Raw genomic sequence first — 26,291 nt, forward strand, 5'->3', positions numbered from 1 at the left:
CGGCGGGTAGCGACATAGCCGAAACGGCTGGAGACTCAGGGATCATGAAAAAAGCACTTCTTCTCGGCACGACCGGCATCGCAGTCGCCTTCGCCATGCTGGCTTTCGGCCTGGCCGGCAATCCCGGCACCGCGCATGCCCAAAGCGCATCGCAACCGGCAGCAACCGGCAGCCTCGACAAGAAGCAGGTCGAGACGATCGTGCGCGAATACCTGCTCGACAATCCCGAGCTGCTGCTCGAAATGCAGGGCGCGCTCGAAGCCAAGCAGAAAGAAGAGCAGCGCATCGCCAGCCTCGAGGTGATCAAGCAGAGCAAGGACGAGATCTTCAACTCGGCCTTCGACGGCATCGTCGGCAATCCCGACGGCAAGACCACCATCGTCGAGTTCTACGACTACAATTGCGGCTACTGCAAACGCGCGCAGGCCGACATGCATGCGCTGACCAAGGCCAATCCCGACCTGCGCTTCGTCCTCAAGGAGTTCCCGATCCTCGGACCGGACTCCCAGAAGGCCCACGTCGTTTCGATGGCCTTCCGTAAGCTGATGCCCGAGAAGTACGGCGAATTCCACGACAAGCTGCTCGGCGGCGAAGGCCGCGCCGGCGAGGACAATGCCATCAAGCTCGCTCTGGAGCTCGGCGCCGACGAAGCCAAGCTGCGCGAGGCGATGAAGGATCCGGCCATAGGCGAAGCCTTCAACCGCACCTACGAGCTCGCCAACAAGCTGCAGATCAGCGGCACGCCGTCCTATGTCGTCGGCAACGAGGTCGTCTTCGGCGCGCTCGGCCAGGACGTGCTGGCCGAGAAGATCGCCGCGGCCGCCGCCTGCCAGGCCGATTCCACCTGCTGAGCCCGTCATTTGGACATGAGCCGTTGTGGACAGCGCAAGAAGTTGCTTGCGCTCTTTCCGCGACGGCTTATGCCGATTATAGAGGGTCCGCCGCGCCAGAGAGGATCTGGCGGGTGGAAAGGTCTGTAGATTGAAAACGGTTTTCGTCCTCAACGGTCCGAACCTTAACATGCTCGGCAAACGCGAGCCCGGCATCTATGGCGGCAAGACCCTGGCCGACATCGAGGCCGACTGCCATGCGGCAGCCGCTTCGCTTGGGCTTGCGGTCGACTTCCGGCAATCGAACCACGAGGGCGATCTGGTCGACTGGATCCACGAGGCGGGCGAAAACGCCGCCGGCATCGTGCTCAACGCCGGCGCCTATACCCACACCTCAATCGCGCTGCAGGACGCCATCCGTGCCGTCTCGCCGCTGCCGCTCGCCGAGGTGCACCTTTCCAACATCCACGCCCGCGAGCCGTTCCGCCATAAATCGATGGTGGCACCGGTGGCCGTGGGCATGATCTGCGGCTTCGGGCCGCTCGGATATACGCTGGCGCTTCAGGCGCTGGCCGCCCGGCTCTGACCGGAAACAGACAGAAAAGGTTTGAACATGGCGACGAAGAAGACCGATGGAGTTGACCAGCAGCTCGTCCGCGACCTCGCAGGGATCCTGAACGACACCAACCTGACCGAGATCGAAGTCGAACTCGGCGACCTCAAGGTGCGCGTCTCGCGCCAGACGCAGGCCGTGCATGCGGTGGCGGCCCCGGTCATGGCAGCGCCGGCAGCTGTGAATTCGACGCCGGTCGCGGTCGCCGCACCCGCGGTCGTCGACATCTCCAAGAACGCCGTGCCCTCGCCGATGGTCGGCACTGCCTATCTGGCACCGTCGCCGGATGCCAAGCCGTTCATCGAGGTTGGCTCGGTGGTCAAGGAAGGCCAGACGCTGCTGATCATCGAAGCCATGAAGACGATGAACCAGATTCCCGCGCCGCGCTCCGGCACCGTCACAGCGATCCTGATTGAAGACGCGCAGCCTGTCGAATACGGCATGCCGCTCGTCGTCGTCGAGTAAGCCGGAAGGCTGCGCGCAATGTTCCAGAAAATCCTGATCGCCAACCGCGGCGAAATCGCGCTGAGAGTGCTCCGCGCGGCCAAGGAGCTCGGCATCCAGACGGTTGCTGTTCACTCCACCGCAGACGCCGACGCCATGCATGTGCGGCTTGCCGACGAAAGCGTCTGCATCGGCCCACCGCCTTCGCGCGACAGCTATCTCAACATCCATCAGATCGTCGCGGCATGCGAGATCACCGGGGCGGACGCCGTCCATCCTGGCTACGGCTTCCTGTCGGAGAACGCCAAGTTCGCCGACATCCTGGCCGCCCACAACATCACCTTCATCGGGCCCTCGGGCGACCATATCCGCATCATGGGCGACAAGATCGAGGCCAAGCGCACCGCCAAGCGTCTGGGCATTCCGGTCGTTCCCGGCTCGGAAGGCGCTGTCAGCGACGAGAAGGAAGCCAAGCGGGTGGCCGCCGAGATCGGCTATCCGGTCATCATCAAGGCCTCCGCCGGCGGCGGCGGTCGCGGGATGAAGGTTGCCCTCACCGAGGCGGACCTCGAAGTCGCGCTGCAGACTGCACGCACCGAAGCGGGTGCGGCCTTCGGTGACGACGCCGTCTACATCGAGAAGTACCTGCAGAAGCCGCGCCATATCGAAGTTCAGATCTTCGGCGACGGCGCCGGCAAGGGCGTCCATCTCGGCGAGCGCGACTGCTCGCTGCAGCGCCGCCACCAGAAGGTCTGGGAGGAAGCCAATTCGCCCGCCCTCAACGCCGAGGAGCGCTCGCGCATCGGGGACATCTGCGCCAATGCGGTAGCTAACCTCGGCTATTCCGGCGCAGGTACGATCGAGTTCCTCTACGAGAACGGCGAGTTCTATTTCATCGAAATGAACACCCGTCTCCAGGTCGAGCATACGATCACCGAAGCGATCACCGGTATCGACCTCGTGCACGAGCAGATCCGCGTCGCTTCCGGCGGCGGCCTGTCTGTCACGCAGAACGACATCCGCTTCCACGGCCATGCCATCGAATGCCGGATCAACGCCGAGGATCCGCGCACGTTCGTGCCCTCGCCCGGCACGATCACGCATTTCCACACCCCGGGCGGCCTCGGCATCCGCGTCGATTCGGGCGTCTATTCCGGCTATCGCATCCCGCCCTACTATGACAGCCTGATCGGCAAGCTCATCGTGCACGGCCGCAATCGCGTCGAATGCATGATGCGTCTACGGCGCGCGCTCGACGAATTCGTGGTAGATGGTATCAAGACGACGTTGCCGCTGTTCCGTGAACTCGTTGGCAACCCTGACATTGCAAATGGCGACTACGACATCCACTGGCTGGAAAAACATCTCGCCAAAGGCGAGTAGGCTGGGGGGCGCATGACCCGCCCTTATGCGCCCGGCTACAGCATACCCACGGACCTTCTGTTGAAGGCCTATGCGTCGGGCGTCTTTCCCATGGCCGAAAGCGCGTCGGATCCGGAGGTCTTCTGGGTCCGGCCCGAGACGCGCGGTATCATCCCCTTCGACAGCTTCCACGTACCGCACAGCCTTGCCAAGACGATCCGGCAGGGGCATTTCGAAGTCCGTTTCGACAGCGACTTCGAAGCGACGATCGATGCCTGCGCCGAACGGCGCGCCGGGCGCCTGTCGACCTGGATCAACGCACCGATCCGCGAAGCCTACACCCATCTCCACCGCATCGGCCATGCGCACTCGGTTGAGGCATGGCGCGACGAACAGTTGGTCGGCGGCCTCTATGGCGTGTCGCTGGGTCGCGCCTTCTTCGGCGAAAGCATGTTCTCGCGCGAGAAAGATGCGTCGAAGGTCTGCCTTGTCCGCTTGGTCGAACGGCTCCAGCAACGCGGCTTCCTGCTGCTCGACACGCAATTCACCACCGACCATCTCAAGCGCTTCGGCGCGGTCGACGTGCCGCGCGACAAATACGAGAAGCTGCTGGCCAAGGCGCTGGTCGGCGAAGCCAATTTCGCTCCCTGAAGCGCTAGTTCCTGGCCTTGCTGCCTTCCGGCTGGAGCGGCGCATGGGCGTGGAACATCATTTTCCAGCCTTGCAGGCGATGGACGTAGCCGGTGCTGACAAGCGCCGAATACGGCTCCCCGTTCTCGCGGACGGCCTTGGCCTCATAGGTCAGCACGACGATGTCGCTGCCCGGCTCGACGATGCCTTGCAGCTTGATCTCGAGGTTTCGCCAGCGATTGGGCTTCTTGGCGGTGGCGGCCAGATCGGCATTGCTCATCACGCAAGCCATCTCGGGAAATGCGACGAGGCACTCCCGGTCGGCGTTTTCGGCAAAGAACTGCTCATCGCCGGTCCAGAATTCCCGCTCGAGTTCGAGGAGTTCGTCACGGTTCACGGTCATCACAGCACGATCCTCCGCTGGCGTTGCTCGTGACGACAAACGCCGGGCGGTGGATGCGGTTCCGATAGAGATCAGTTGGTCTTGGCGGCTTCCGGCGCCGGCACGTCCGACTTGCGCTTGCAGGCCTTCAGCCAGACGTCATAGACGGCGTGCTCGACGGCGTTCAGGCCAGGGCTTTCGGCGAACATCCAGCCGGTGAAGATGCGCCTGATCTTGCGGTCGAGCGTGATCTCGTCGACTTCGACGAACGAGTCCGTCTTCGGCTCCTCGTTCTCCGGCCTGGAATAGCAGACGCGCGGCGTCACCTGCAGCGCGCCGAACTGCACGGTCTCGTTGACATAGACGTCGAAAGTGATGATGCGGCCGGTGATCTTGTCGATGCCGGCGAACTCGGCGATCGGATTCTTGATGCGCTGCGGTTGGGCTGCGGCCTGCGGCGCCGGCTGAGGATCGCTCGGGGCAGGCTGGGCTTCGCCGGGCAAAGGCTCGAGATCGATGGCCGGGAGATCGTCGCCCTGCTGGACCTGCTCTTCGAGCGGCAGGCGCTGGATGCTGTCCTGGGCCGTCGCCTGGCCAAGGCCGGCGCACAGCGCGACAGCAGCAAGCAGGGCTTTCGCCTTCGATCGTCCGCTCGACGGAACCCGGCCAGGAAGTGTCATACAGTCGTTACCGCCGTTGCGCCCGGAGTGTTCTGCACTCGGTGATTCCCATGCGCCAAGGCTAAACGCCTGACACCAATGGGCAAGCAGTTAGCCGCCAATTGTGGCGACAAATGTCCGCGCCGAAGAGCTGTCGTCTTACGAGCCGGGCGTCCAGGCGTCGTAGTCGCCGGTAACCTGCGGGCGATGCGTGTTGCCGAGCACCGAACCCTTGGGACGGTATGCGCCGGAGGTGCCGGTAAGATTGGGCTGATGCCCCTTCTGCCACTCGCGCGGAATGTAGTTGTCGCTCGGCGGCGCCACGTCGACGCGGTGATGCATCCAGCCGTGCCAGCCGGGCGGAATCATCGACGCTTCCGACACGCCGTTGTAGATCACCCAGCGGCGCGTGCGGCCCTCGGAATCCTTGCCGCCTTCATAGTAGACGTTGCCGAATTCGTCCTGGCCCACCTTGGTGCCTTTGCGCCAGGTGTGGAAGCGGGTGCCAAGGGTCTGGCCGTTCCACCAAGTGAAAAACTGGACAAGGAATTTCTTCATCGGATCCTCGCGGCAGGCGCGTCGAAAGTCTCCTGCTTATGGCGTCAGGCTGGCGCGAAGGCAAGAGTTTAGAACACCCAACTTGCCTCCTGCGACGATTGGCAGGCGATCAATCACAACCTACTGTTCGTCCCAGGCGTCGGATGGGATGCGACAAATGCCCTTCATGCAAATCCTTGAAATGCTGAGCATGCTGGTGACGATCTTCGGCCTGCCACTGGCTATCTTCATCTTCGTCTTCGAACAGCGCAAGGAAAGGGTCAATGAGGAGGAAGAGATCTACCAGATGCTCTCCGACGGCTACACCAACTTCCTCAAGCTGTCGCTCCAGCACTCCGACCTTCGGCTGCAGTCCGAAAAGGCTACCGTCGGCCTGAACGACGAGCAGCGCGACCGGCTCCTGGCGATGTTCGCCATCCTCATCGCGTTGTTCGAGCGTGCCTATCTCGTGGCCTACGAGCCAGACATGCCGGAGCGCCGGCAGCGGCGTTGGGCATCCTGGGAGGATTTCATGCGCGAATGGTGCCGGCGCGAGGATTTCCGTAACGCCCTACCCCAGTTGCTGCCCGGCGAAGACCCCGAATTCGCCGTCTACATCCGCAGGTTGGCGCAGGAGGAAGCCGCTCGCAACCTGGCGTGACGACGGCCTCATCTCGCACTTGCTCACGGCTTGATCTCGCACTTGCAAAAATATTAGCCGGTCCGTAATGGACTCTGGCCCAATGCGGGCTCACGGACTGGCTTAGGCCGGCACCGGTCGAGGGAGGAAAAGACATGGCTTCTGACGCGCCTGTGGCTGCCAGCCGCATCACGCCTGCCGAGCTGTCGGCCCGCAAGGGCGGCGAACCCATCGTCTGCCTCACCGCCTACACCTATCCGATCGCCCGCCTGCTCGACCCGCATGTCGACCTGCAACTCGTCGGCGACAGTGTCGCCATGGTGTTGCACGGCCACCCGACGACACTCGGCGCGACGATGGACATGATGATCGCCCACGGCCAGGCGGTCATGCGCGGTTCAAGCCGCGCCTGTGTCGTCGTCGACATGCCCGCCGGCAGCTACGAGGACACGGTAGAAAACGCCGTCTCCTGTGCCCAGCGCATCGTGCGCGAGACCGGCTGCCATGCGGTCAAGCTCGAAGGCGGCACGGCCATCGCAGCCCAGATCGCCGCCATCGTCGCCGCCGGCATCCCCGTCATGGGCCATATCGGCCTGTTGCCGCAGTCGGTCGAGAAGGAAGGCGGCTACAAGATCAAGGGCCGCTCCGAAGCCAATGCCGAGTTGCTCTACGCCGACGCCAAGGCAGTCGAGGCCGCCGGCGCATTCTCGGTCGTCATCGAGGGCACTGTAGAGCCCGTGGCCGCCGAAATCACGCGACGCATCGCCATCCCGACCATAGGCATCGGTGCCAGCGCTCAATGCGACGGCCAGATCCTGGTCATCGACGACGCCATCGGCTTCACCGTCGACAGGGTACCAAAATTCGTCAAGGAATATGCGCTGCTGCGGGACACGGTCTCCAAGGCCGCCGAGGACTACGCGCGGGACGTCCGAAGCCGCGCCTTCCCCGGACCCGAGCACCTGTTTTCACTGAGCAAGGACAAGGCATGACCGTTGTCGTCGAAACCATCGCCGCCCTGCGCGCGCAAGTGCAGGCGTGGCGTGCCGAGGGCCTGAAAGTCGCGCTGGTGCCGACCATGGGCGCGCTGCATGACGGCCACGTCTCGCTGATGCGCGCGGCCCTTGAGCGCGCCGACCGCTGCGTCGTCTCGATCTTCGTCAATCCGCGCCAGTTCGCACCGACCGAAGACCTCGACAAGTACCCGCGCCAGCTGGTGCTCGACCTCGACAAGCTGAAGCAGGCAGGCGTCCACCTCGCCTTCACGCCCGGCGTCGACGAAGTCTACCCGCAAGGCTTTGCCACTTCGATCTCGGTCGCTGGCCCGTCGGCCGGTCTTGAAACGGCCTTCCGCCCGGCCTTTTTCGACGGCGTGGCCACAGTCGTCGCCAAGCTGTTCATCCAGGCGGCACCCGACCTCGCCGTGTTTGGCGAGAAGGACTATCAGCAGCTCTGCGTGGTCAAGAAGCTGTGCCTCGACCTCGACCTGCCGGTGGAGGTCCTGGGCTCGCCGACGATCCGCGACGCCGAAGGCCTCGCCATGTCGTCACGCAATGCCTATCTCGACGCGGCGGAACTCGACATCGCGCGCAAGCTCAACAAGGTGCTGCGCAAGGCAGCGTCGCTGCTTCGGTCAGGCGCCAACGAGCAGGCGACCATGGCTGCCGCGCGCCAGCAGATCCTCGATGCCGGCTTCGACGTCGTCGACTATGTCGAGGCGCGGGAAAGCGTGATGCTGGCGCCATGGCGGAAGGACCGCGACGGCCGCGTTATGGTCGCTGCCCGCCTCGGCAAGACGCGCCTCATCGACAATATCGAGATATCGGCCAGCTAAACCTGGCCTGCCTCAGCCCAGCGTCTTCTCGAAGATCAGCGCCGGAATGCCGGACTGGTCGGCACCGCAATTGGCGGTCGCGCCCGCATGCACGAAACCATTTGCCCCGTAGAAGGCAATGGCGCCGGCATTCGCCTCCTCCACTTCGAGACGCAAAGTCCGCGCCTCGGGAAAGCTCTGCTCGATCTCTTCGAGCAAGCTGCGGCCAATGCCGGCGCCCTGATTTGCCGGGCGCACATATAGCTGATGGAGCACCACCACCTTTGGATCGCTGGTCGCCGCAGCATATGCCATGCCACCGATCTGCTTGCCGTCGTCCGCAACCAGGAACTCGGAATGTGGCCTTGTCAGCCGCGCCTTGAGCGAAGCCAGCGAATGCCACTCGCCGGTGATCTCGTTGACCCGATCGACGCCGTAGATGGCATCGTAGGTCGCGTGCCACGTCTCGGCGAGCAGCGCCTTGACCGTATCGAGGTCGCGCTCGCTCGCCGTGCGTACGAACATCTCTATTCCTCGATGCCGAGCTTGGCCTTGACCAGGTCGTTGACGGCCTGCGGGTTGGCCTTGCCGCCCGTCGCCTTCATCACCTGGCCGACGAACCAGCCGGCCATGGTCGGCTTGGCGCGGGCCTGGTCGGCCTTGTCGGGGTTGGCGGCAATGACGTCGTCGACGGCCTTTTCGATGGCGCCGGTGTCGGTGACCTGCTTCATGCCGCGGCTTTCGACCAGCTCGCGCGGCTCGCCGCCCTCGTTCCAGACGATCTCGAAGAGGTCCTTGGCGATCTTGCCGGAGATGGTGCCTTCCTTGATCAGGTCGATGACCGCACCGAGCTGGTCGGGCGTCACAGGGGCATTTTCAATGTCCTTGCCGGCCTTGTTGAGCGCGCCGAGCAGGTCGTTGATGACCCAGTTGGCGGCAAGCTTGCCGTCGCGGCCGGCCGCGACCTTCTCGAAATAATCGGCGATCGACTTTTCCGAGACCAGGATCGAGGCGTCGTAGACCGACAGGCCGAGCGACTTGACCAGCCGATCCTTCTTGTCGTCGGGCAGTTCAACGATTTCCTTGGCGAGCGCGTCGACATAGGCCTGGTCGAATTCGAGTGGCAGAAGGTCCGGATCGGGGAAGTAGCGGTAGTCGTGCGCCTCTTCCTTGGAGCGCATCGAGCGCGTCTCGCCCTTGTTAGGGTCGAACAGGCGCGTCTCCTGGTCGATCTTGCCGCCGTCCTCGAGAATGGCGATCTGGCGCCGCGCCTCATATTCGATGGCCTGGCCGACGAAACGGATCGAGTTGACGTTCTTGATCTCGCAGCGCGTACCGAACTCGCCGCCGGGACGGCGCACCGAGACGTTGACGTCGGCCCGCATCGAGCCTTCGTCCATGTTGCCGTCGCAGGTGCCGAGATAGCGTACGATGGTGCGCAGCTTGGTGACATAGGCCTTGGCCTCGTCGGCCGAGCGCATGTCGGGCTTGGAGACGATCTCCATCAGCGCCACGCCCGAGCGGTTGAGGTCGACATAAGACATCGTCGGGTGCTGGTCGTGGATCGACTTGCCCGCGTCCTGCTCGAGATGCAGGCGCTCGATGCCGATTTCGATGTCCTCGAACTCGCCCTTGCGGTCGGGGCCGACCGAGATGGTCATCGTGCCCTCGCCGACGATCGGCTGCTTGAACTGCGAGATCTGGTAGCCCTGCGGCAGGTCCGGATAGAAATAGTTCTTCCGGTCGAAGACCGACTTCAGGTTGATTTGCGCCTTCAGGCCGAGGCCGGTGCGGATCGCCTGGCGCACGCATTCCTCGTTGATGACGGGCAGCATGCCGGGCATCGCCGCGTCGACGAGGCTGACATTGGCGTTGGGCTCGGCGCCGAATGCCGTCGAGGCGCCAGAAAAGAGTTTCGCTTCCGACGTCACCTGGGCATGGACCTCCAGGCCGATGATGACTTCCCAGTCACCGGTGGCACCGGGGATGAAGCGCTTGGCGTCGGGCGTGCGGGTGTCGATGAGGGTCATGGTAATCCGAATACGTCCGTGTCTGTTTTGTCGCCTGTCGGCGAACGACAAATCGTCCTGTTTCGCTAGATCAATCGTTGCCTCGTTGCAACTGTCGCCGGCCCATAAGGCGACAAAGCCGCGCCCTGGCTGGCATCTTGAGGGCGGTCTGGCTATATAGGTCCCATCCCGATGGAGTGTGGATGTTTAACTCGTCTGAGTCCCGTTAAGGCCCCGACCTTCAGCTGAAGGCGGGGCGTGAAAACCAGAAACCCCGTGCCGTGAGTATTCGCGGCGGCGGCTTTTTGTTTTGGCTGTGCGGCCCACGGGCTGCCCGGCCAGGTTTTCCGGGACTCATCCACACATGGACATATCGCGCATAGAGCAGCGCATCCTGCACCTGCTCGCCCAGGGCGGGCGGATCGAAATCGAGAAAGACGACAACAGGAAGATCGAGGCCGTGATCTGCCTCACCCGCGACGGCTGGCGCTATCCGGGCGTCGATCTGGAACTTTTCAGGAAGCTGAAGCGGAAACGGGCGGTCGCGTCGTCGCAAGGCGGGCCGTACCGCATCACCAAGCGAGGCCTCAAACTCGTCCGCTCCGAACTCGACAACAGGTAGTGCCAGCGACGCCGGGTCCGCACTTTGCGGGTCCGGCGCATCGCCCAGCCGCTTCAGGCGGTGGCGATATAGGCCTTGATCTCCTCCGCCTCGCGCTCGACATCCTCGATGCGGCGCTTGACGACGTCGCCGATCGAGACGATGCCGTAGAGATAGCCGTCGCGCTCGACGGGCAGATGGCGGAAGCGGCCGACGGTCATGATCTCCATGACTTGGTTGACGGTGTGGTTTTCGTTGCAGATCTTGACCTTGGGGGTCATCACCTCGCGCACCGTCTTTTCAAGGGCGGCGCCACCTTCCTTGCCGATGATGCGGACCACGTCGCGCTCCGACAGGATGCCGACGATCTTGCGGTCGCCGTTGGTCACGACAAGGGCGCCGATGCGGTGTTCGGCCAGGATGCTGACTGCCTCCGACAACTGCACGTTGGGCCCAATGGTAAAAACGTCGTGGCCCTTCCGTTCCAGAATAGCCTTCACTGTCATCGGGTCCTCCTGCTGCTGTCGGTCTGCGCAAACACTCCATGCGGCCCACGGAGCCAAGTGCATGGTGCTCTGCATTAGTCAGCATTTCAAGTACAACGCGCTCAGGCGTATTTTGGTCTGCGGTCGAAAAACCGGATGCCGAGGAACCCCGCCAGGAACCCGCCGATATGGGCCTCCCAGGCAATCTGGCTGTTGTCGCCGGGGGCAAGACCGACCAGCCCGGTGACCAGGTTGACCACCATCCAGACCGCCAGGAACGTCACCGTCGCGCGCGAACGGAACACATCGCGGATCGGCAGCGGCGCCCCGGCAAAGGCCGGCTTGCCGTGCGAGCGGTCGATCTGGAAGCTGAAGCGGGCTGCCGCACCCATCATGCCCGAAATGGCACCGGACGCACCGACCAGCGGCGCCTGATCGAGAGGGTGAAGCACGTAGTGCAACGCCACGGCAGCGAGCGTGGTCGCTGCAAAGAAGAGACAGAACCGCAAGACGCCGAGCCGGTTCGCCAAGGGCGAGCCGAAAGCCGCCAGCCACACCATGTTGATGATCAGATGGGCAAAGCCGCCATGCAGGAATGCGTAGGTCAGCGGCGTCGTAAAAGCATAGATATCAATATCAAACTGCCCCGAATAGCGGATCGGGATGAAAGCTGCGCGGACCAGCAGCCACAGGTCCTGGTCGAGGCTGAGCAGATAGACACGCACCAGGTGAATGGCGACGCAGGCGCCGATGACGGTAACGACGATGGCCGGCAGGTTGAACACCGGTTCGCGCTGCGGCGGCAGCGGCTCGTCCGTGTCGCGGGCATTGTCGATGGGATTGGGCTGTTCGCTCATGCGCCTCTGGTCCGGTGTCGTCGGGCCGATGGCGCCCGGTCCCCATCTAGAACAGCCGGACTGAAAGCGCAAAAAAGAAAGCCGCCCAAGGTTTCCCCTGGACGGCTGGTCGAGCCCCCCTGCCCGTCCCCAATAAACTTTGACTGAAGTGCTGCTGGCCGCGCCTGAGCGGCCACTTCATGGAGTGACTTGAACATCTCACGGATGGCCCGACCCGGCAACGTAAACCCTTTGTTAACCTTACCGACCCCCAAGCGTTAACAACTGTTACTGTGACTGGCACGCGTCCTGCTCCGCGCCTCATGTAGTCCTCAAGATTGAAGCGATTCTGTCCTCGGATGGCACATCAGGCACAGAAGCGCTCGGAGCGGAGCAATATGAAACAGAAAGGATCGCTGGCACTGTTCCAATACTGGAACCGCCTTCGCGACGGCAGACCCGCACCCAAACGCACGGAGGTCGAACCGGCCGACATCAAGGGCCTGCTTGCCGACACTTTCATCCTCGAACGCGACGCCCGCGGCGAAGCCGTCTTCCGCCTCGCCGGCACCCGGCTCTGCGCCACCTTCGGCCGCGAGCTCAAGGGCTTTTCCTTCCCCTCGCTGTGGCGCCAGAAGGACCAGCGGCTGATGGCCCGGCTCGCCTATGGCGTGTTCCAGCAAAAGTCGGTGGTCGTCATCACTTTCGAGGGCTTCACGTCCAGCCGGCGCGCCACGACCTTCGAGATGCTGCTCTTGCCGCTCGACGGCGGCATAGAGAACCCACGCAGCCTGGGCGTCCTGTCGAGCGTCGAGCGGCCGTTCTGGCTCGGTTCCGACCCGCTCACCGACGCCTCGATCGAAAGCGTGCGCGTCGTCGATCCCGACCTCGAGCCGATGTTCCTCAAGAACCGCCCGGCCGTCACCGTGCCGTCGCTCGCGCCGAGCGCCTCGGCGCTGGAGGGCGAGCCGAACCCGCTCGACGGCGCCCGGCGCATCCGCCATCTGTTCGTTCTCGAAGGCGGACGCGAGGAATAGCGCCCGCAACCTGACGCAAGGGTAGAAAACTACGCGTTTTGTTAACCTCTCCGGCGGTATTTTTCCGAGATAGCTCTCCGATGCTGTTCGATGGGAGCCTGCGGATATGAGGTTAGCATGAGGCCAGCGGCGATGGACTACGCGCCGTCACGGGCGGAGCGGCGGAATTTCCAGCGCGTCCGCGTGAAGATCTATGGCCGTTTCATGCTCGAGGATCGTACCGAGCATGCCGGCCAGGTGGTCGACATGTCGCCCGGCAACGTCGCCTTCCGCTCCGACCGTTCGGGCATGCCAGGCGAAAAGGTTATCGCCTATATCGATCACATCGGCCGCGTCGAAGGCGTCGTCACCCGCACCTTACCAGATGGCTTTGCCATGACGGTCATTGCCTCGGACCGCAAGAAGGACAAGCTGGCAGCCCAGCTCACCTGGCTCGCCAACAAGCATGAGCTCGACCTGCCCGAGGACCGCCGCCACGAACGCGTGGCGCCGCGCAACCCGGTCAGCGTGCTGCAGCTCATCGACGGCCGCCAATATCCCTGCCGCATCATCGACCTGTCGCTTTCAGGCGCGGCCATCGAGATCGAGGTCAAGCCGGCGATCGGCGTCCAAGTAACGCTGGGAACGATGCGCGGCCAGATCGTCCGCCATTTCGAGGACGGCGTCGCCATCGAATTCGCCGTCGTCCAGCGCCCCGAATCGCTCGACACCGAGTTCAACCGGCCGCGCACCTGACGGCCGACTGCCGCCTTTCCAGACAATAGGATTTTGCCTGACCTGGTCGGAGGTCAGGCTATTTACGTTCGCCCCTGACTAAAGCCGTACTGCACCCTCCGGCGCCGGCATGGCAGCTCGGTGAGCAAGCACTTCCACAAAAGCCAAAACGCGAGCACATCCGCGCACCAGAACGCGGCTGCGCAACCCCGCCAGCCGCTGTTTCATCCTCGGGTCCCTCCAGCCCCCCGAACGGCCAAACAATTGTGCGGCAAACCAACAGCCATGCCACATCGATAAAATTATAATCAAATTTTCTGCAAATTTTATTCTTATTCTCTTCTTTGTTTATAAGAGTTCTCTCCTGTTTTTACTCAACATCTACTTCGTTGCTTTGCGTGAAATAAATCCGACCCTGTCATTGTCCCCTCAAACGGGGAGACTAAAAAATGATCAAGCGTCGGGGATGGCTTCTGCTTCTGGCTGCGACACTTCAAGCCAGCGCCATCGGTAGCGCGCTTGCCGCACCGGTGGCCATGCAGACCAACGGCCGTACCACGCAGCCTGTCGGACACTATGAGCTGTGCAAGCGCTCGCCGATCGAGTGCAATGAAAAGACCGCCAGCAAGGCCCCCGTCGAGCTGACGCGCAGCCTGTGGAAAGAAATCGTCGCGATCAACGACGAGGTCAACACTGCGGTCGCTCCGCGCACCGACATGGAAATGTGGGGCCAGGAAGAGGTCTGGTCATACCCGACCACCGGCGCTGGCGACTGCGAAGACTATGTCCTGGAGAAGCGCCGCCGCCTGATGGCCTTGGGCGTGCCGGCCGGCAACCTGCTGGTCACCGTCGTGCGCCAGCCGAATGGCGAGGGCCACGCCGTGCTGACCGTGCGTACCAGCCTCGGCGAGTTCATCCTCGACAACCTCGACTCGCAGGTCATGGCCTGGAACGAGACGCCATACACCTATCTGAAGCGCCAGTCCGAGCGAAATTCGGGCGTCTGGATTGCCATTAACGATGGCCGCGCCGACGCCGTCGCGTCGGTTCGCTAGGCTTCGGCGAGAAACCCGGTCGCGTCCCCACCCTCCCCGTCCCCAACGACCGGGTCTAGGAGCCGGCCCAAGTCCCCGGGCCGGCTCCGCCTTTTCTGGCGCAAGCCTCGTATCAGTCCGCGATCTTCTTGAGCCCGGCCTCGAACCGACGCTGGTTGGCGACATAGTCGTCGGCCGACTTTCGCAGCCGCTGGGTCGCTGCATCGTCGAGCGTGCGGATCACCTTGGCGGGCGAGCCGACGATCAGCGAATTGTCCGGAAATTCCTTGCCCTCGGTGACTAGGGCGCCAGCACCCACAAGGCAGTTGCTGCCGATCTTCGCGCCATTGAGCACGATCGCGCCCATGCCGATCAAAGAATTGTCGCCGATGGTGCAGCCATGCAGGATGGCGCGGTGACCGACGGTGCATCCCTCGCCGATGGTCAGCGGATAGCCCGGGTCGGTGTGCATCACCGTATGCTCCTGAACATTGGAGCGCGCGCCGATGGTTATCGTCTCGCGGTCGCCGCGAATGGCCGCGCCGAACCAGATGCCGACATCGCGCCCGATCCTGACATCGCCGACCACCGTAGCATCCGGCGCGATCCAATTGCTGGCGCAATCCTCGAACTGCGGTTCGACCCCGTCGAGTGCGTAAAGCGGCATCGTCACAATCCTCATTCGTTGGTGGCGCGCAAACTATTTAGGGAGCGGCTGCAAGGCAAGCGCGCGAAGCACGCTTAACGCGTCGTTAACCATGCTCGCGCAATGTCGGATGGATATAGGCCCATGGATGGCAAGACTTGCGACCCGGTCGCGGCGACATCCAACCGGACAGATCCGGACGGCCGGCACCCTGGAGACGACGAATGAAACAAGAGGCAGCTGAAAGCTCCGGTTTCGAAATCGTCGATTCGGCGCTGATGATGAAGGTCTTCTGTGGCTTCGCCGTGCTGGCCGCGCTGTCGCTGGCGATCAGCTTCGGCGGCCGCTGGTTCGGCCACACCATCGCCATGGCCGGCTACACCGACGATACGACGACGCGCGAGGTCGTCATTGGCAACGACGTCGTCGCAGCCCCCGCCAACACGATCCGCTTCGAAAAGGCCCGGCGCGACGGCGTTGCCGGCCGCCTCGACCTTTATCTGCGCTGGCCCGAACTGGACGGCTACAGCGAGGCCGCGCGCTTCGCCTTCAACAATCTCGACGGCAACAAGCGCATCATCTTCCTGAGCCTCGAGCCGCGCGTGATGACGCGCGACATGAGCGGTCGTCTCGCACCGATCTACAACGCACTCACCGTCAAGCCCGGCGTGCCCGGCCCCGAGGGCATGACGCTGTTCGGTTTCAGCGAAACTTCAGGTTATCTCAACGAGGTGCTGGCGGTTGCCGCGCGCAGCGGCGAACCGGCCTTTGTCGCCCGCTGCCTCAATGGCACCGAAGCCGACGAATCCCTGGCGCCCTGCGAGCGCGACGTCTTCGTCGGCAACGGCCTGAGCATGACCTACAGGTTTCCGCGGGAACTTTTGGGAGACTGGCGTGCGCTGGATGCGGTGGTCGTCGCCAAGGCCAATGCCATGCTGCACGTCGAATGACGCCACGCGCGGAGCGCGCGGCGTCAGGCTTGATCAATAATCAGGCCAGGTCGATGTCGAGGATCGCCATCGAGAAATTGTAATCGCCATCGTCTTCGTCCTTGAAGACGATGCCAAGGAACTCGTCACCGATATAGACTTCGGCCGAGTCGTCCTTGCGCGGACGCGCCTTGACCTGAAGCGTGGGGTTCTGGAACTGGCGCTTGAAATAGGCGTCGAGTTTTCGGATTTCTTCCGGCTTCAACTGGCTTCTCCGGCTTGTCGTTAAGAGACGCGCTTCTGACACGCAAAGCATGGCCCTGTAAAGGCAAGGCTTGGCTTACCCCCGCGCAAATCGCGCGCGGCGCCCGTCAAGGGCGCCGGCGTCCAGCCTCAGATATCGAAGCTGACGACGTGATCCATGGTCTGCGACGGCAGGAGCTGGTCCATCTGGCTCGACGGACGGTCGCAGCCGGTTTCACCGACGACGCGCGCGGGCACACCGGCGACCGTCTTGTTGTGCGGAACCGGCGACAGCACCACCGAGCCAGCCGCGATCTTCGAGCAATGGCCGACCTCGATGTTGCCGAGAATCTTGGCGCCGGCGCCGATCAGCACGCCGTAGCGGATCTTGGGATGGCGGTCGCCACCGGCCTTGCCGGTGCCGCCAAGCGTCACGCCATGCAGGATCGAGACATCGTCCTCGATGACAGCGGTTTCGCCGACGACGAGGCCGGTGGCATGGTCGATGAAGATGCCCTTGCCCATGCGCGCGGCCGGATTGATGTCGGTCTGGAAGACCGAGGACGAGCGGCTCTGCAAATAGAGCGCAAAATCCTTGCGGCCACGGTTCCACAGCCAGTGCGCCAAGCGATGCGTCTGGATGGCGTGGAATCCCTTGAAGTACAACACCGGCATCAGGTAGCGGTCGCAGGCCGGGTCGCGATCGTAATAGGCCTGGATGTCGGTGCGAACGGTGTCGCTCCAGTCAGGGCTGTCCTCAAGCATGGCATAGAATGTCTGGCGGATGAGGTCGGCGCCGAGATCCTGATGCGCCAGCCGCTCGGCCAGGCGATGGATCACCGCCTCCTCCAGCGTGTCCTGGTTGAGGATCGTGGCATACAGGAAAGCCGCCAGCAGCGGGTCGCCCGCGACAGCGTCAGCCGCCTCGTCGCGCACCGACTGCCAAATCGGATCGACCGGCTTCAGCGCGCCGTGGCGCGCTGCGGATATGGTGTTCATCGACGTCTCCGTTCACTGCCGGCTTGTGCAATGCCGCGTCGGACATATAAGCCACATGCTAGCACGATTGAACTCAATTTTCCTTAGTGCTCGTTCAGATGGATTTGGTTCACGGATATTCAAGGCGCCATGGAAACTGAACCCTTGCTGCTCTCAACGAGCGATGGCGTGGCGACCGTCGTCATCAACCGCCCGGCGCGCAAGAACGCCGTCACACAGGCGATGTGGGTCGATCTGGCCGCGCGCGCGAACATCCTTTCGGCCGATCCCGACGTCAGGGTCATCGTCCTGCGCGGCATGGGCGACGATTTTTCCGCCGGCGCCGACATCGGCGAGTTCGACACCCTGCGCGGCGACGCGACAAGCGCGCGCGCCTATGAGGCGACCAACTCTGCGGCCTTCGCCGCCCTGCGCAACTGCACCGTTCCGGTCATCGCGGCGATCCGCGGCATCTGCTTCGGCGGCGGGTTCGGCCTTGCCGCCGCCTGCGACCTGCGCATCGCCACGGCTGATGCACAGTTCGCCGTGCCTGCCGCGCGCCTCGGCCTCGCCTATCCGCAGGACGCCATGGGAGACATCGTCTGGGCCGCCGGGCCGCAGATGGCGCGCTATCTCACCTACACCGCCGGGCGCATCGACGCACGGGCAGCGCTTTCGGCGGGTTTCCTGCTCGAAATCGTCGAAGCCGAACGTTTCGACGCGCGCATCGACGAGATCGCCCGCACCATTGCCGAAAACGCGCCGCTTTCGGTCCGCGCCTCGAGGGCCGCCATCCGCGCGGCACTGAGCCACGATGCAGAGGAGGCCGCCCTTGCCCAGGCCGCTGGCGATGCCACCTTCCTGAGCGACGACTATGCCGAGGGCCGGGCCGCCTTCGCCGCGCGGCGCACACCGATGTTCAAGGGGCGCTGACGCCATGTCTCTCGTTGACGTTGCAACCAGGGCAGAACTGACCGAACTCTACCAGGCGACAGACCGCCATTATCACGGCATACGCCACATCGAGGCGTTGCTCGCCCTGCTTGAAGAGCATCGCACCACGTTCGCCGACCCCGAGGCGGTCGAGGCCGCCATCTGGTTCCACGATGCGATCTACGACAGCCGCCGCAAGGACAACGAGGCGCTGAGCGGCGCCCTTGCCGCCGACAAGCTCAAAGGTCAGATCGACGCCCGTCGCCTCGCCCGCATCGTCGCAATGATCGAGGCAACGGCGACACATGAGGTGCCGGTCTTCGATGATGCGCCAGCAAGGAACGATGCCGCCCTGCTGCTGGACATGGATCTGTCGATCCTAGGCGCCCCGGATGAGGCGTTCGACGCCTACGAGGCGGCCGTCAGGCGCGAATATGGCTGGGTCAGCGATGCCGACTGGCGCGCCGGCCGCGGAGCTGTGCTGCGCAATTTCCTGGCACGTCCACGCATATTCCACACCGACATTTTCGTGGCGCGCTTCGAGGCGCAGGCGCGCGCGAACATGGAACGGTCGCTGGCTGCGTTGGCCGGCTAGGCTAGCCAGTCAGAGCGGGTTTTCTTCCAGGAACTCGAGCACGCGCTTCTTGAACGCCTTGTCGCCGACGGCGAGCATGTGGTCGCGGCCTTCGATGTCGAACGCGACCGCCTTGGGCATCAGCGCGGCCAGTTCCGCCGCCGAGCCGCCGATGTCGTCGGTGGTGCCCACCGCCACCAGCGTCGGCTGGGTGATGCGGGACATGTCGGCTTCCGTCAGCAGTTCGCGCGAGGTGGCGATGCAGGCGGCCAGCGCCAGCTTGTCGCTGCGCGTCTGGTCGGCGAATGCGCGGAACGACTTGCCGCGGCGATGGGTGATCGTCTCCGGATCCTCGGCCAGCAGCGCCGAGGCGATCGGATCCCAGTCGCCGACACCGTCGACCATGCCGATGCCGAGCCCGCCGAACACCAGCGTCGCCACCCGCTCCGGCGCTTCGAGCGCCAGGAAGGCCGAAATGCGCGCGCCCATCGAATAGCCCATGACATGGGCGCGCTCGATGCCGAGATGGTCGAGCAGCGCCAGCGCGTCGCCTGCCATCTTGCTCGGCGTGTAGTCGGCCTCGTCATAGCTCTTCGACGAGCCGCCATGGCCGCGATTGTCGAAGGCGATGGCGCGGTAACCGGCCTCGGTCAGCGTCTTGAACCAACCCGGGGACACCCAGTTGACGAAGTGGCTTGACGCAAAGCCATGAATCATCAGCACCGGGTCGCCGCGACCGCTCGCCGGCGGCAGGTCGAGAAACGCCAGGCCGAAGCCTTCATGGGAAAAATGATCGATTGCCATCGTCGCTCCGAATGGTCTTTGGCCGAGGTCTCGCCTCAGCCGGGATTGCCGGCCGCGGCGGTGATCGCCCGATGCTTCAGCATGACGCCGTCGGCAATGCCGGTCTTCGCCGCCGTGCCGGCGTTGAGTTCGAGCACGAAGCGAGCCGGTTCGTCAGGCGCGATGACGGCTTCCGAAAACGGTGTGCCCTGCTGGATGTCGAGCACCTTGCCGTCCGGGCCGACGAAGACGAGGTCGAGCGGCAGCGGCGTGTTCTTCATCCAGAAGCCTACCGGCTGCGTCTGCTCGAAGACGAACAGCATGCCCTGGTCGTCGGCAAGGTCCTTGCGGTGCATCAGCCCCATGGCGCGTTCGCCCGGCTCATCGGCAACCTCGATGCGGAAGGAAACCTCGCCCTTGGCAGTGACTGCGACCAGCGGTTCGGGATCGGCCGGAAGGGCCATCGCCTGCTGGGCATGAACTGGCGAGGCGGAGGAGAGCGAAACGGCAAACACGGCCGCCGCAAGCCATGCGGCGCTGGTCGTGCCAGCCAGTAGCGATTTAAGTCTGGTCATAAATTCCCCTGCGGCGGTCTCAGCCTAGTGCGAGACCGGCAAGGTTCCTAGATCGGGGTGAATTTCGGCAGCCATAAGGCCTTTGTCGCCCTTGCCGAAACGTACCAGCACAACCTGCCCCGGACGAAGCTCGGTAACGCCAAAGCGGCGCAGCGTCTCCATGTGGACGAAGATGTCCTCGGTGCCCTCGCCGCGCGTCAGGAAGCCAAAGCCCTTGGTGCGGTTGAACCACTTGACCAGCGCCCGCTCCAGCCCGCTTTCGGCAGTCACGGCGACATGGGTGCGCTGCTCCTGCATCTCGGCAGGGTGCACGGCGGTCGAGTTGTCGATGGACAGCACGCGGAAGGCCTGCAGGCCGCGATCGCCCTGCTTGACCAGGCAGACAACGCGGGCGCCTTCGAGGGCGGTCTGGAAACCGTCGCGGCGCAGGCAGGTGACGTGCAGGAGCACGTCGGTGGCACCACCGCCGTCGGGAAGAATGAAGCCGTAGCCCTTGGCCACGTCGAACCATTTTATGGCGCCGGAAAGCTCGACGAGACCCGCGCTGTCAGCGATGTCATCATGTTCGAAAGCTTCGCGGCCTACGCCGCTCTGCACCAAGAGAGAGGCCTTTTCCCCCATCAGAACGCCCCCTTTCCTTGCAAACGCCACTACTGATTCTTGACATAAGATTAACACTTCCACTTTGGACTTACGCAAGGGCCGTTCTGCCCTTTTTCGACTTGCCCACCAGATAGACACAAGCTTCGCGCCAGTTCCGCAGAAAAGTCACAGCTACGGTTGCCGAGGGCGCGGCACGCGCCCTATGTATCGGCCCGACATCCCCTGAACTTTCTGAGGAACCGAGATGCGCTATCTGCACACCATGGTCCGCGTCAAAGACATCGACGCATCACTGGACTTCTATTGCAACAAGTTCGGCATGAAGGAGGTCCGGCGTTCCACCAACGAGAAGGGACGCTTTACGCTGATCTTCCTCGCCGCCGCTGAAGACGAAGGCGCCGGCGCCTCCCGGCAGGCCCCACTTTTGGAGCTCACCTACAACTGGGACCCGGAAGACTATCAGGGCGGCCGCAACTTCGGCCACCTCGCCTACGAGGTCGACGACGTCTACGCCACCTGCCAGGACCTGATGAACAAGGGCGTCACCATCAATCGCCCGCCGCGCGACGGCAACATGGCTTTCATCAAGTCGCCAGACGGCATCTCGATCGAACTGCTGCAGAAGGGTGAGCGGAAGGCGCCGGCAGAGCCCTGGCTATCGATGCCGAACACCGGCACCTGGTAGAGTTTCAGGCGCCGCGCGCCATCTCATGCAATGTCAGCACGGTGCGCCAGTTGCGCGCCGTGCCTGGCACCTTGAGAACCCGCGGCAGGACTTCCGCAAACTTCGACTTTCCGAGACCGTCGGGCGCGTGCAGATAAAGCACGTCGTCCTTGACCACGAAGCGCTCCGGCCCGGTGCAGCGTTCGGTCAGCGGCGCAATTTCCTCAGGCAGCGGCGCGCGCTCCAGCACGTAGGCGTGCAGCTTGGTGTGGTCTTCCGCCACCTCCGGATATGGGTTCCCCGCCACCAGCCTCTCATACCAGGCTGCATCGCGCACCATGATACGCGAGCGAAAGCCCCAGCGTCCTTCAAAAGCCTTTTCCAGCCGCTCGGTCAGTACGGCCCCGTCGCCGTCGCCGGTCCTGAAGACGACATTGCCGCTCTGGATGTAGGTGGCAACACCGGTGAAACCGAGCCCCTCGAAGAACGCCCTCAGTTCAGCCATCTTGACGATGCGATTGCCACCGACATTGATGCCGGAGAACAGCGCAACGAACATGCTCATATGATGAAGCCGCCGAGCGTCTCGTTGTCGGTGATGTCCTGGTACTGCACGCCCTCGACGTCGAAGCGCGCGCGAAGCAGGTCGAAATTGCGCCGGTCCTTGGTCTCGATGCCGATCAGCACCGAGCCGAAATTGCGCGCCGACTTCTTGAGATACTCGAAGCGGGTGATGTCGTCCTCGGGACCCATGATCTCGAGAAAGTCGCGCAGGGCGCCGGGGCGCTGGGGGAAGCGGATGATGAAGTATTTCTTCAGCCCCTCGAAGCGCAAAGCGCGCTCCTTGACGTCGGGCAGGCGCTCGAAGTCGAAATTGCCACCCGACACCACCGCCACCACGGTCTTGCCCTTTAGTTCCTTCTTCGAAAAATCCTTGAGCACATCGATCGCCAGGGCACCCGCCGGCTCCAGAACCACGCCCTCGACATTCAGCATCTCGATCATCGTGGCGCAGAGCCGGTTTTCCGGCACGAGCTTGACCGCATCGGCCGGAAACTCCTTGAGCAGGCGCAGCGGCTCGCGGCCGATCTCTGCTACGGCTGCGCCATCGACGAAATTGTCGACCTTGGCGAGCTTCACGCGCTTGCCGGTGGCCAAGCTGTCGCGCAGGCTCGGTGCTCCGGCCGGTTCGCAGAAGACGAAGCGCGGTGTGCTGCCCGTCTCGGCAAAATAGCGTGTCACGCCGGCCGACAATCCGCCGCCGCCGACCGGCAGCAGCACGATGTCGGGAAGCTTGCCGCCCGGCATCTGGGCGGCGATCTCGAGTGCCACCGTTGCCTGGCCCTCGATGATGTCCCTGTGGTCGAAGGGCGGCACCATGTGGCCGCCCGAGCCCTCGGCGAATTCGATGGCGGCGCGGTAGCACTCGTCGAAGAAGTCGCCGACCAGCCTGATCTCGACGAATTCGCCGCCGAACAGCTTGGTCTTGTCGATCTTCTGCTGCGGCGTCGTCACCGGCATGAAGACCACGCCCTTCTTGCCGAAATGCCGGCAGACGAAGGCAAAACCCTGGGCGTGATTGCCAGCCGAGGCGCAGACGAACAGCTCGGCCTGGTTGCCGGCGGCAAGCGCCTTGCGGAAGAAGTTGAACGCGCCGCGTATCTTGTAGGACCGAACCGGCGTCAGGTCTTCGCGCTTGAGCAGCACGCGCGCGCCAGTCTTGCGCGAGAGATAGTCGTTCTCCTGCAGCGGTGTTTCTGGGAAGAGCTGCCTCACCCCCTCCGCCGCCAGCGAAACCCTTTCGGCAAAACTGGTCATGGCAACGGCACTCCTGAAATCGACCGGGCAAATGCTGTGGCCCGCGCCCCCGCGCTATTGCATATTCGGCGCGGCGAAGCCACTGTCCGGCTTCTGCCGTCAGTTCCAAACCGGCTCATTGGCTCGCCGCGATACATTTGGGGATACGTCTCGGTGAACAGAATTGCCGTCCGCGCCGCGATCCACATCGCGGCGGTCTTTGCCATCTACTTATCCGTCGCAATGCTGATCCCGGCGGCCGTCGACCTCTATTACGACAATGATGACTGGCGGTCCTTTGCCTTCACCGCCATGTTCATGGGCGGCCTGGCGCTGGCGGTCGCGCTCGCCACCCAGGGGCGCACCCCACCCGCCAACACCCGTTTCGGCTTCCTGCTGGTCAATTTCCTCTGGATCACGCTGGCGATCGCCGGTGCGGTGCCGTTCATGACCTCGTCGCTGGATCTCAGCGTCACCGATGCGTTCTTCGAGTCGGTGTCGGGCGTCACCACCACAGGGTCTACCGTCATCAACGGCCTGGACAGCGCCCCGCCCGGCATCCTGATCTGGCGCTCGCTGCTGAGCTTCATGGGCGGCCTCGGCGTCATCGCGCTCGGCCTGTTTTTGCTGCCGTTCCTCAACATCGGCGGCGTGTCCTACTTCAAGATCGAATCCTCCGACATCGAAGACCGGCCGTTCGAACGCTTCCAGACCTTCACCGTCAGCCTGATCGGCATCTACACGGTGCTGGTGGTGGCCTGCACGATCTCATACGTGGCTGCCGGCATGGACGGCTTCCATGCCATCAACCATGCCATGTCGACGGTGGCAACGGGTGGCTTCTCCACCCACGACACCTCTTTCCTTCGTTACGCCGACAACCCCGCGATCCTGTGGACCGGCATCGTCTTCATGTTCATCGGCGGCCTGCCGTTCTCGATCATGATCCTGTTTGCGGTGCGCGGCCGGCTCGACGCGCTGCGCGATCCGCAGATCCGGGTCTATGCCGGCTACTGCGTCGTCTTCGCGGTTGCGGTCGCGATCTACCTGCGCGTCAGCATGGGCATGCCGTTCTTCACCGCACTGACCCATTCGACATTCAACCTGATGTCGATCATCACCACCGCCGGTTTTGCCAGCGACGACTACAGCCTGTGGGGGCCGTTCGCCATCGGCTGCATCTTCGTCGCCACCTTCCTCGGCGGCTGCTCCGGCTCGACCACCGGCGGCATCAAGGCCTACCGGTTCCTGATCCTGTTCGAACTGCTGTCGAACGGCTTGCGCCGCCTGATCTATCCCAACACGGTCACGCCGGTGCGTTATGGCGACCGCACCGTCGCCCCCGAGATGCAGAGCGCGGTGGTACTGTTCATCGCCTCTTTCATGGTGCTCTGGGCCATCACCATCGTGCTGCTCAGCGCCACCGGGCTCGACTTCATCACGGCGGTCACCGGTTCGCTGACCTCCCTCACCAACGTTGGCCCCGGCCTCGGATCGGTCATCGGCCCGATGGGCAACTTCTCCTCGCTACCGGATGCGGCCAAGTGGATCTGCTCGGCGGCGATGCTGCTCGGGCGTCTCGAAATCCTCGCCGTTCTGGTCATTTTCACGCCGACATTCTGGGGCCGCTAGTTCGCTAGCTCAGCCGCCGAAGTACTTGTTTCCGCCACAATTTCGGCAATCGGGCAACAGTCGGCGAGCGACTTCCCCCCGGCTGGTCCTTTTCGGCTGGACCCGACTTACTTCCGCCACTATCAGACGGTCCCGAGGAAGGTACGCTGCACGCCTTGCCCGTCAGAGAGATCATCAAAAGTGTCACCGTCGAAGTACTGCATAGCCCTTGCCGCCCTCCTTTTGTCCGGCTGCATCAACCAGCCCTCGGGCGAGCTTTTGACGGGCGCTGTCGTCAACGTCCCGGTTTCGGAGATCGCCGGCAACCATGCGATTTTCGTGGCGTCCACCCGCGAGCACGCCGCCGATGACAAGCAGGTCTTCGATCGCGGCCGCTCGGCGACGCTGAATTTCGCGCGGGTCAACGTTACCGTGCCGAAGATCCACCAGACCGGCCAGATCGAGCGCCGCAAGAGCGGCAAGGAAGCCGACCCAACCAAGTTCTTCACCGCCACCGACGCAGTCGGCTACGAGACACAGCCGGAATTCTCCAAGGCTCTGACCGCCGACATCGCCGCGCGCGGCGGCCGCGCCATGCTGTTCGTGCATGGCTACAACACCTCGTTCGACGCCGGCGTCTACCGCGCCACGCAGATTGCGCATGATAGCGGCTACACCGGCACGCCGGTGCTGTTCTCCTGGGCTTCTGGCGGCAACACGACCGACTATGTCTACGACAAGGAGAGCGCGGCTGCGGCCCGCGACCAGCTCGAAGTGACGCTGCGCATGCTTGCCCAGTCGGGTGCCCGCCGCATCGACATCGTGGCGCATTCGATGGGCACCTGGGTGACCATGGAAGCCTTGCGCCAGCTGGCGTTGACCGGGGATCGCGACCTCGGCGGCAAGCTCGGCGACGTGGTGCTGGCCTCGCCCGACATCGACGTCGACGTGTTCAAGTCCCAGATGCGCCGCTACGGCAAGCCGACCAAGCCGTTCTTCCTGATGACGTCGGGCGACGACCGCGCACTCAAGCTTTCGGGCCTGCTCGCCGGCTCCAAGCCGCGCCTCGGCGACTACAAAAATGCCGGCGACCTTGCCGAGTACGGCGTGATCGTCGTCGACCTGTCCGACGCCAAGGGCGGCGATTCCTTCAACCACACCAAGTTCGCCGACAATCCGCAGATGGTGAAGCTGCTTGGCCAGCGCCTGCGCGCCGACGACGGCTTTGCCAGCGACCGCGAGGTCACCGACCGCATCAACATGCTCAGCGGCGGGCTGCAGTAGACCGACGGGTACACGAACAAAAAGGGGGCGCTTCTGGCGCCCCTT

33 protein-coding genes are annotated in these 26,291 nt (G+C 63.6%); 18 read left to right on the plus strand and 15 right to left on the minus strand.

Annotated elements, in window-relative coordinates; all coding sequences use genetic code 11:
- Window positions 1–44 precede the first annotated feature (44 nt).
- The 5 genes from CO731_RS18940 to aat all read left to right on the plus strand — a co-directional run bounded on the left by CO731_RS18940 (window position 45) and on the right by aat (window position 3,900).
- A complete protein-coding gene (locus CO731_RS18940; protein WP_108608336.1) occupies window positions 45–851 on the plus strand; it encodes a DsbA family protein in 807 nt (268 codons plus the stop codon).
- A 130-nt stretch (window positions 852–981) separates the two neighbouring features.
- The gene (gene aroQ, locus CO731_RS18945) at window positions 982–1,416 is read left to right on the plus strand and encodes a type II 3-dehydroquinate dehydratase (protein ID WP_108608337.1); all 435 of its coding nucleotides are present in this window, start codon (window positions 982–984) and stop codon (window positions 1,414–1,416) included.
- A 27-nt stretch (window positions 1,417–1,443) separates the two neighbouring features.
- On the plus strand, window positions 1,444–1,908 hold the full coding sequence (gene accB, locus CO731_RS18950; protein ID WP_108608338.1) for an acetyl-CoA carboxylase biotin carboxyl carrier protein: 465 nt from the start codon (window positions 1,444–1,446) through the stop codon (window positions 1,906–1,908).
- A gap of 18 nt (window positions 1,909–1,926) precedes the next feature.
- On the plus strand, window positions 1,927–3,270 hold the full coding sequence (gene accC / locus CO731_RS18955; protein WP_108608339.1) for an acetyl-CoA carboxylase biotin carboxylase subunit: 1,344 nt from the start codon (window positions 1,927–1,929) through the stop codon (window positions 3,268–3,270).
- Between the two features lie 12 nt (window positions 3,271–3,282).
- Complete coding sequence (gene aat, locus CO731_RS18960; protein WP_108608340.1) at window positions 3,283–3,900, plus strand: leucyl/phenylalanyl-tRNA--protein transferase; 618 nt, start codon at window positions 3,283–3,285, stop codon at window positions 3,898–3,900.
- Between the two features lie 4 nt (window positions 3,901–3,904).
- Here the strand turns inward: aat and CO731_RS18965 are convergent, their stop codons facing one another.
- The 3 genes from CO731_RS18965 to CO731_RS18975 form a co-directional block, all read right to left on the minus strand.
- The gene (locus tag CO731_RS18965) at window positions 3,905–4,282 is read right to left on the minus strand and encodes a hypothetical protein (RefSeq protein ID WP_108608341.1); all 378 of its coding nucleotides are present in this window, start codon (window positions 4,280–4,282) and stop codon (window positions 3,905–3,907) included.
- Window positions 4,283–4,353: 71 nt separating this feature from the next.
- Window positions 4,354–4,764 (minus strand): DUF2155 domain-containing protein, encoded by a 411-nt coding sequence (locus CO731_RS18970; RefSeq protein WP_245439921.1) that lies wholly within the window; start codon window positions 4,762–4,764, stop codon window positions 4,354–4,356.
- Between the two features lie 315 nt (window positions 4,765–5,079).
- Window positions 5,080–5,478, minus strand: a complete 399-nt coding sequence (locus CO731_RS18975; protein WP_108608342.1) for an NADH:ubiquinone oxidoreductase subunit NDUFA12 — start codon at window positions 5,476–5,478, stop codon at window positions 5,080–5,082.
- A gap of 157 nt (window positions 5,479–5,635) precedes the next feature.
- Between CO731_RS18975 and CO731_RS18980 the strand changes: the two genes are divergently transcribed.
- The 3 genes from CO731_RS18980 to panC all read left to right on the plus strand — a co-directional run bounded on the left by CO731_RS18980 (window position 5,636) and on the right by panC (window position 7,931).
- Window positions 5,636–6,118 (plus strand): hypothetical protein, encoded by a 483-nt coding sequence (locus CO731_RS18980; protein WP_108608343.1) that lies wholly within the window; start codon window positions 5,636–5,638, stop codon window positions 6,116–6,118.
- Window positions 6,119–6,252: 134 nt separating this feature from the next.
- Window positions 6,253–7,089: a 3-methyl-2-oxobutanoate hydroxymethyltransferase gene (gene panB / locus CO731_RS18985; RefSeq protein ID WP_108608344.1), complete on the plus strand. Its 837-nt coding sequence runs from the start codon at window positions 6,253–6,255 to the stop codon at window positions 7,087–7,089.
- Window positions 7,086–7,931: a pantoate--beta-alanine ligase gene (gene panC, locus CO731_RS18990; RefSeq protein WP_108608345.1), complete on the plus strand. Its 846-nt coding sequence runs from the start codon at window positions 7,086–7,088 to the stop codon at window positions 7,929–7,931. The genes panB and panC overlap by 4 nt, the downstream gene beginning before the upstream one ends.
- A 12-nt stretch (window positions 7,932–7,943) precedes the next feature.
- On the opposite strand, the gene CO731_RS18995 is transcribed toward panC, so the two are convergent.
- Entirely contained in the window at window positions 7,944–8,435 is a 492-nt protein-coding gene (locus CO731_RS18995; RefSeq protein ID WP_108608346.1) for a GNAT family N-acetyltransferase, read from the minus strand.
- A gap of 2 nt (window positions 8,436–8,437) precedes the next feature.
- Window positions 8,438–9,940 (minus strand): Asp-tRNA(Asn)/Glu-tRNA(Gln) amidotransferase subunit GatB, encoded by a 1,503-nt coding sequence (gatB, locus tag CO731_RS19000; RefSeq protein ID WP_108608347.1) that lies wholly within the window; start codon window positions 9,938–9,940, stop codon window positions 8,438–8,440.
- Window positions 9,941–10,283: 343 nt separating this feature from the next.
- Here gatB and CO731_RS19005 point away from each other — a divergent pair, with 343 nt between their 5' ends.
- Entirely contained in the window at window positions 10,284–10,541 is a 258-nt protein-coding gene (locus tag CO731_RS19005; RefSeq protein WP_108608348.1) for a YjhX family toxin, read from the plus strand.
- Between the two features lie 53 nt (window positions 10,542–10,594).
- Here the strand turns inward: CO731_RS19005 and CO731_RS19010 are convergent, their stop codons facing one another.
- Both CO731_RS19010 and CO731_RS19015 read right to left on the minus strand, forming a co-directional pair.
- A complete protein-coding gene (locus CO731_RS19010; protein ID WP_055970721.1) occupies window positions 10,595–11,026 on the minus strand; it encodes a CBS domain-containing protein in 432 nt (143 codons plus the stop codon).
- A 101-nt stretch (window positions 11,027–11,127) separates the two neighbouring features.
- Window positions 11,128–11,862: a rhomboid family intramembrane serine protease gene (locus tag CO731_RS19015; RefSeq protein ID WP_108608349.1), complete on the minus strand. Its 735-nt coding sequence runs from the start codon at window positions 11,860–11,862 to the stop codon at window positions 11,128–11,130.
- A 377-nt stretch (window positions 11,863–12,239) separates the two neighbouring features.
- On the opposite strand from CO731_RS19015, the gene CO731_RS19020 reads away from it, so the two are divergent.
- From CO731_RS19020 to CO731_RS19030, 3 genes are all read left to right on the plus strand, one after another.
- Window positions 12,240–12,878 carry a PAS domain-containing protein gene (locus CO731_RS19020; RefSeq protein ID WP_108609927.1) on the plus strand — a complete coding sequence of 213 codons (639 nt, stop codon included), beginning with the start codon at window positions 12,240–12,242 and terminating at the stop codon, window positions 12,876–12,878.
- Window positions 12,879–12,995: 117 nt separating this feature from the next.
- Entirely contained in the window at window positions 12,996–13,613 is a 618-nt protein-coding gene (locus CO731_RS19025; RefSeq protein ID WP_108608350.1) for a PilZ domain-containing protein, read from the plus strand.
- Window positions 13,614–14,128: 515 nt separating this feature from the next.
- Window positions 14,129–14,647, plus strand: a complete 519-nt coding sequence (locus tag CO731_RS19030; protein WP_245439923.1) for a transglutaminase-like cysteine peptidase — start codon at window positions 14,129–14,131, stop codon at window positions 14,645–14,647.
- A 112-nt stretch (window positions 14,648–14,759) separates the two neighbouring features.
- On the opposite strand, the gene CO731_RS19035 is transcribed toward CO731_RS19030, so the two are convergent.
- Window positions 14,760–15,293: a gamma carbonic anhydrase family protein gene (locus CO731_RS19035; RefSeq protein WP_108608352.1), complete on the minus strand. Its 534-nt coding sequence runs from the start codon at window positions 15,291–15,293 to the stop codon at window positions 14,760–14,762.
- Between the two features lie 203 nt (window positions 15,294–15,496).
- On the opposite strand from CO731_RS19035, the gene CO731_RS19040 reads away from it, so the two are divergent.
- Window positions 15,497–16,222 (plus strand): hypothetical protein, encoded by a 726-nt coding sequence (locus tag CO731_RS19040; protein ID WP_108608353.1) that lies wholly within the window; start codon window positions 15,497–15,499, stop codon window positions 16,220–16,222.
- A 40-nt stretch (window positions 16,223–16,262) separates the two neighbouring features.
- On the opposite strand, the gene CO731_RS19045 is transcribed toward CO731_RS19040, so the two are convergent.
- Window positions 16,263–16,466, minus strand: coding sequence for a DUF3126 family protein (locus tag CO731_RS19045; protein ID WP_055970710.1), 204 nt, complete (start codon window positions 16,464–16,466; stop codon window positions 16,263–16,265).
- A gap of 128 nt (window positions 16,467–16,594) precedes the next feature.
- Entirely contained in the window at window positions 16,595–17,443 is an 849-nt protein-coding gene (gene cysE, locus CO731_RS19050; RefSeq protein WP_108608354.1) for a serine O-acetyltransferase, read from the minus strand.
- 129 nt (window positions 17,444–17,572) lie between these two features.
- Between cysE and CO731_RS19055 the strand changes: the two genes are divergently transcribed.
- Together CO731_RS19055 and CO731_RS19060 are read left to right on the plus strand one after the other, a co-directional pair.
- Entirely contained in the window at window positions 17,573–18,355 is a 783-nt protein-coding gene (locus CO731_RS19055; RefSeq protein ID WP_108608355.1) for an enoyl-CoA hydratase-related protein, read from the plus strand.
- 4 nt (window positions 18,356–18,359) lie between these two features.
- The gene (locus CO731_RS19060; protein ID WP_108608356.1) at window positions 18,360–18,950 is read left to right on the plus strand and encodes a hypothetical protein; all 591 of its coding nucleotides are present in this window, start codon (window positions 18,360–18,362) and stop codon (window positions 18,948–18,950) included.
- A 9-nt stretch (window positions 18,951–18,959) separates the two neighbouring features.
- Here the strand turns inward: CO731_RS19060 and CO731_RS19065 are convergent, their stop codons facing one another.
- From CO731_RS19065 to CO731_RS19075, 3 genes are read right to left on the minus strand one after another with little or no spacing between them, the layout of a single operon-like run.
- Complete coding sequence (locus tag CO731_RS19065; protein WP_108608357.1) at window positions 18,960–19,733, minus strand: alpha/beta hydrolase; 774 nt, start codon at window positions 19,731–19,733, stop codon at window positions 18,960–18,962.
- 35 nt (window positions 19,734–19,768) lie between these two features.
- Complete coding sequence (locus CO731_RS19070) at window positions 19,769–20,287, minus strand: DUF192 domain-containing protein (RefSeq protein WP_108608358.1); 519 nt, start codon at window positions 20,285–20,287, stop codon at window positions 19,769–19,771.
- A 24-nt stretch (window positions 20,288–20,311) separates the two neighbouring features.
- Window positions 20,312–20,908, minus strand: coding sequence for a cold-shock protein (locus CO731_RS19075; protein WP_108608359.1), 597 nt, complete (start codon window positions 20,906–20,908; stop codon window positions 20,312–20,314).
- Window positions 20,909–21,134: 226 nt separating this feature from the next.
- On the opposite strand from CO731_RS19075, the gene gloA reads away from it, so the two are divergent.
- Window positions 21,135–21,575 carry a lactoylglutathione lyase gene (gloA, locus tag CO731_RS19080; protein WP_108608360.1) on the plus strand — a complete coding sequence of 147 codons (441 nt, stop codon included), beginning with the start codon at window positions 21,135–21,137 and terminating at the stop codon, window positions 21,573–21,575.
- Window positions 21,576–21,579: 4 nt separating this feature from the next.
- On the opposite strand, the gene CO731_RS19085 is transcribed toward gloA, so the two are convergent.
- Both CO731_RS19085 and ilvA read right to left on the minus strand, forming a co-directional pair.
- Window positions 21,580–22,119 (minus strand): DUF1697 domain-containing protein, encoded by a 540-nt coding sequence (locus tag CO731_RS19085; protein WP_108608361.1) that lies wholly within the window; start codon window positions 22,117–22,119, stop codon window positions 21,580–21,582.
- Window positions 22,116–23,372 (minus strand): threonine ammonia-lyase IlvA, encoded by a 1,257-nt coding sequence (gene ilvA, locus CO731_RS19090; RefSeq protein WP_108608362.1) that lies wholly within the window; start codon window positions 23,370–23,372, stop codon window positions 22,116–22,118. The genes CO731_RS19085 and ilvA overlap by 4 nt, the downstream gene beginning before the upstream one ends.
- Window positions 23,373–23,525: 153 nt before the next feature.
- Here ilvA and CO731_RS19095 point away from each other — a divergent pair, with 153 nt between their 5' ends.
- Entirely contained in the window at window positions 23,526–24,983 is a 1,458-nt protein-coding gene (locus tag CO731_RS19095; RefSeq protein ID WP_108608363.1) for a TrkH family potassium uptake protein, read from the plus strand.
- 180 nt (window positions 24,984–25,163) lie between these two features.
- Window positions 25,164–26,246, plus strand: a complete 1,083-nt coding sequence (locus CO731_RS19100) for an alpha/beta hydrolase (protein ID WP_108608364.1) — start codon at window positions 25,164–25,166, stop codon at window positions 26,244–26,246.
- Window positions 26,247–26,291: the final 45 nt, after the last annotated feature.

This window comes from Aminobacter sp. MSH1 (assembly GCF_003071665.1).
Lineage (GTDB): Bacteria > Pseudomonadota > Alphaproteobacteria > Rhizobiales > Rhizobiaceae > Aminobacter > Aminobacter niigataensis.

What these genes read in the sequence shown, in the direction of transcription:
- CO731_RS18940 (WP_108608336.1), top strand. Translation starts at nt 45, where the DNA reads ATGAAAAAAGCACTTCTTCTCGGCACGACCGGCATCGCAGTCGCCTTC.
- accB (WP_108608338.1), top strand. Translation starts at nt 1,444, where the DNA reads ATGGCGACGAAGAAGACCGATGGAGTTGACCAGCAGCTCGTCCGCGAC.
- accC (WP_108608339.1), top strand. Translation starts at nt 1,927, where the DNA reads ATGTTCCAGAAAATCCTGATCGCCAACCGCGGCGAAATCGCGCTGAGA.
- aat (WP_108608340.1), top strand. Translation starts at nt 3,283, where the DNA reads ATGACCCGCCCTTATGCGCCCGGCTACAGCATACCCACGGACCTTCTG.
- CO731_RS18965 (WP_108608341.1), bottom strand. Translation starts at nt 4,282, where the DNA reads ATGACCGTGAACCGTGACGAACTCCTCGAACTCGAGCGGGAATTCTGG.
- CO731_RS18975 (WP_108608342.1), bottom strand. Translation starts at nt 5,478, where the DNA reads ATGAAGAAATTCCTTGTCCAGTTTTTCACTTGGTGGAACGGCCAGACC.
- CO731_RS18980 (WP_108608343.1), top strand. Translation starts at nt 5,636, where the DNA reads ATGCCCTTCATGCAAATCCTTGAAATGCTGAGCATGCTGGTGACGATC.
- panB (WP_108608344.1), top strand. Translation starts at nt 6,253, where the DNA reads ATGGCTTCTGACGCGCCTGTGGCTGCCAGCCGCATCACGCCTGCCGAG.
- panC (WP_108608345.1), top strand. Translation starts at nt 7,086, where the DNA reads ATGACCGTTGTCGTCGAAACCATCGCCGCCCTGCGCGCGCAAGTGCAG.
- CO731_RS18995 (WP_108608346.1), bottom strand. Translation starts at nt 8,435, where the DNA reads ATGTTCGTACGCACGGCGAGCGAGCGCGACCTCGATACGGTCAAGGCG.
- gatB (WP_108608347.1), bottom strand. Translation starts at nt 9,940, where the DNA reads ATGACCCTCATCGACACCCGCACGCCCGACGCCAAGCGCTTCATCCCC.
- CO731_RS19005 (WP_108608348.1), top strand. Translation starts at nt 10,284, where the DNA reads ATGGACATATCGCGCATAGAGCAGCGCATCCTGCACCTGCTCGCCCAG.
- CO731_RS19010 (WP_055970721.1), bottom strand. Translation starts at nt 11,026, where the DNA reads ATGACAGTGAAGGCTATTCTGGAACGGAAGGGCCACGACGTTTTTACC.
- CO731_RS19015 (WP_108608349.1), bottom strand. Translation starts at nt 11,862, where the DNA reads ATGAGCGAACAGCCCAATCCCATCGACAATGCCCGCGACACGGACGAG.
- CO731_RS19020 (WP_108609927.1), top strand. Translation starts at nt 12,240, where the DNA reads ATGAAACAGAAAGGATCGCTGGCACTGTTCCAATACTGGAACCGCCTT.
- CO731_RS19025 (WP_108608350.1), top strand. Translation starts at nt 12,996, where the DNA reads ATGAGGCCAGCGGCGATGGACTACGCGCCGTCACGGGCGGAGCGGCGG.
- CO731_RS19030 (WP_245439923.1), top strand. Translation starts at nt 14,129, where the DNA reads ATGCAGACCAACGGCCGTACCACGCAGCCTGTCGGACACTATGAGCTG.
- CO731_RS19035 (WP_108608352.1), bottom strand. Translation starts at nt 15,293, where the DNA reads ATGCCGCTTTACGCACTCGACGGGGTCGAACCGCAGTTCGAGGATTGC.
- CO731_RS19040 (WP_108608353.1), top strand. Translation starts at nt 15,497, where the DNA reads ATGAAACAAGAGGCAGCTGAAAGCTCCGGTTTCGAAATCGTCGATTCG.
- cysE (WP_108608354.1), bottom strand. Translation starts at nt 17,443, where the DNA reads ATGAACACCATATCCGCAGCGCGCCACGGCGCGCTGAAGCCGGTCGAT.
- CO731_RS19055 (WP_108608355.1), top strand. Translation starts at nt 17,573, where the DNA reads ATGGAAACTGAACCCTTGCTGCTCTCAACGAGCGATGGCGTGGCGACC.
- CO731_RS19060 (WP_108608356.1), top strand. Translation starts at nt 18,360, where the DNA reads ATGTCTCTCGTTGACGTTGCAACCAGGGCAGAACTGACCGAACTCTAC.
- CO731_RS19065 (WP_108608357.1), bottom strand. Translation starts at nt 19,733, where the DNA reads ATGGCAATCGATCATTTTTCCCATGAAGGCTTCGGCCTGGCGTTTCTC.
- CO731_RS19070 (WP_108608358.1), bottom strand. Translation starts at nt 20,287, where the DNA reads ATGACCAGACTTAAATCGCTACTGGCTGGCACGACCAGCGCCGCATGG.
- CO731_RS19075 (WP_108608359.1), bottom strand. Translation starts at nt 20,908, where the DNA reads ATGGGGGAAAAGGCCTCTCTCTTGGTGCAGAGCGGCGTAGGCCGCGAA.
- gloA (WP_108608360.1), top strand. Translation starts at nt 21,135, where the DNA reads ATGCGCTATCTGCACACCATGGTCCGCGTCAAAGACATCGACGCATCA.
- CO731_RS19085 (WP_108608361.1), bottom strand. Translation starts at nt 22,119, where the DNA reads ATGAGCATGTTCGTTGCGCTGTTCTCCGGCATCAATGTCGGTGGCAAT.
- ilvA (WP_108608362.1), bottom strand. Translation starts at nt 23,372, where the DNA reads ATGACCAGTTTTGCCGAAAGGGTTTCGCTGGCGGCGGAGGGGGTGAGG.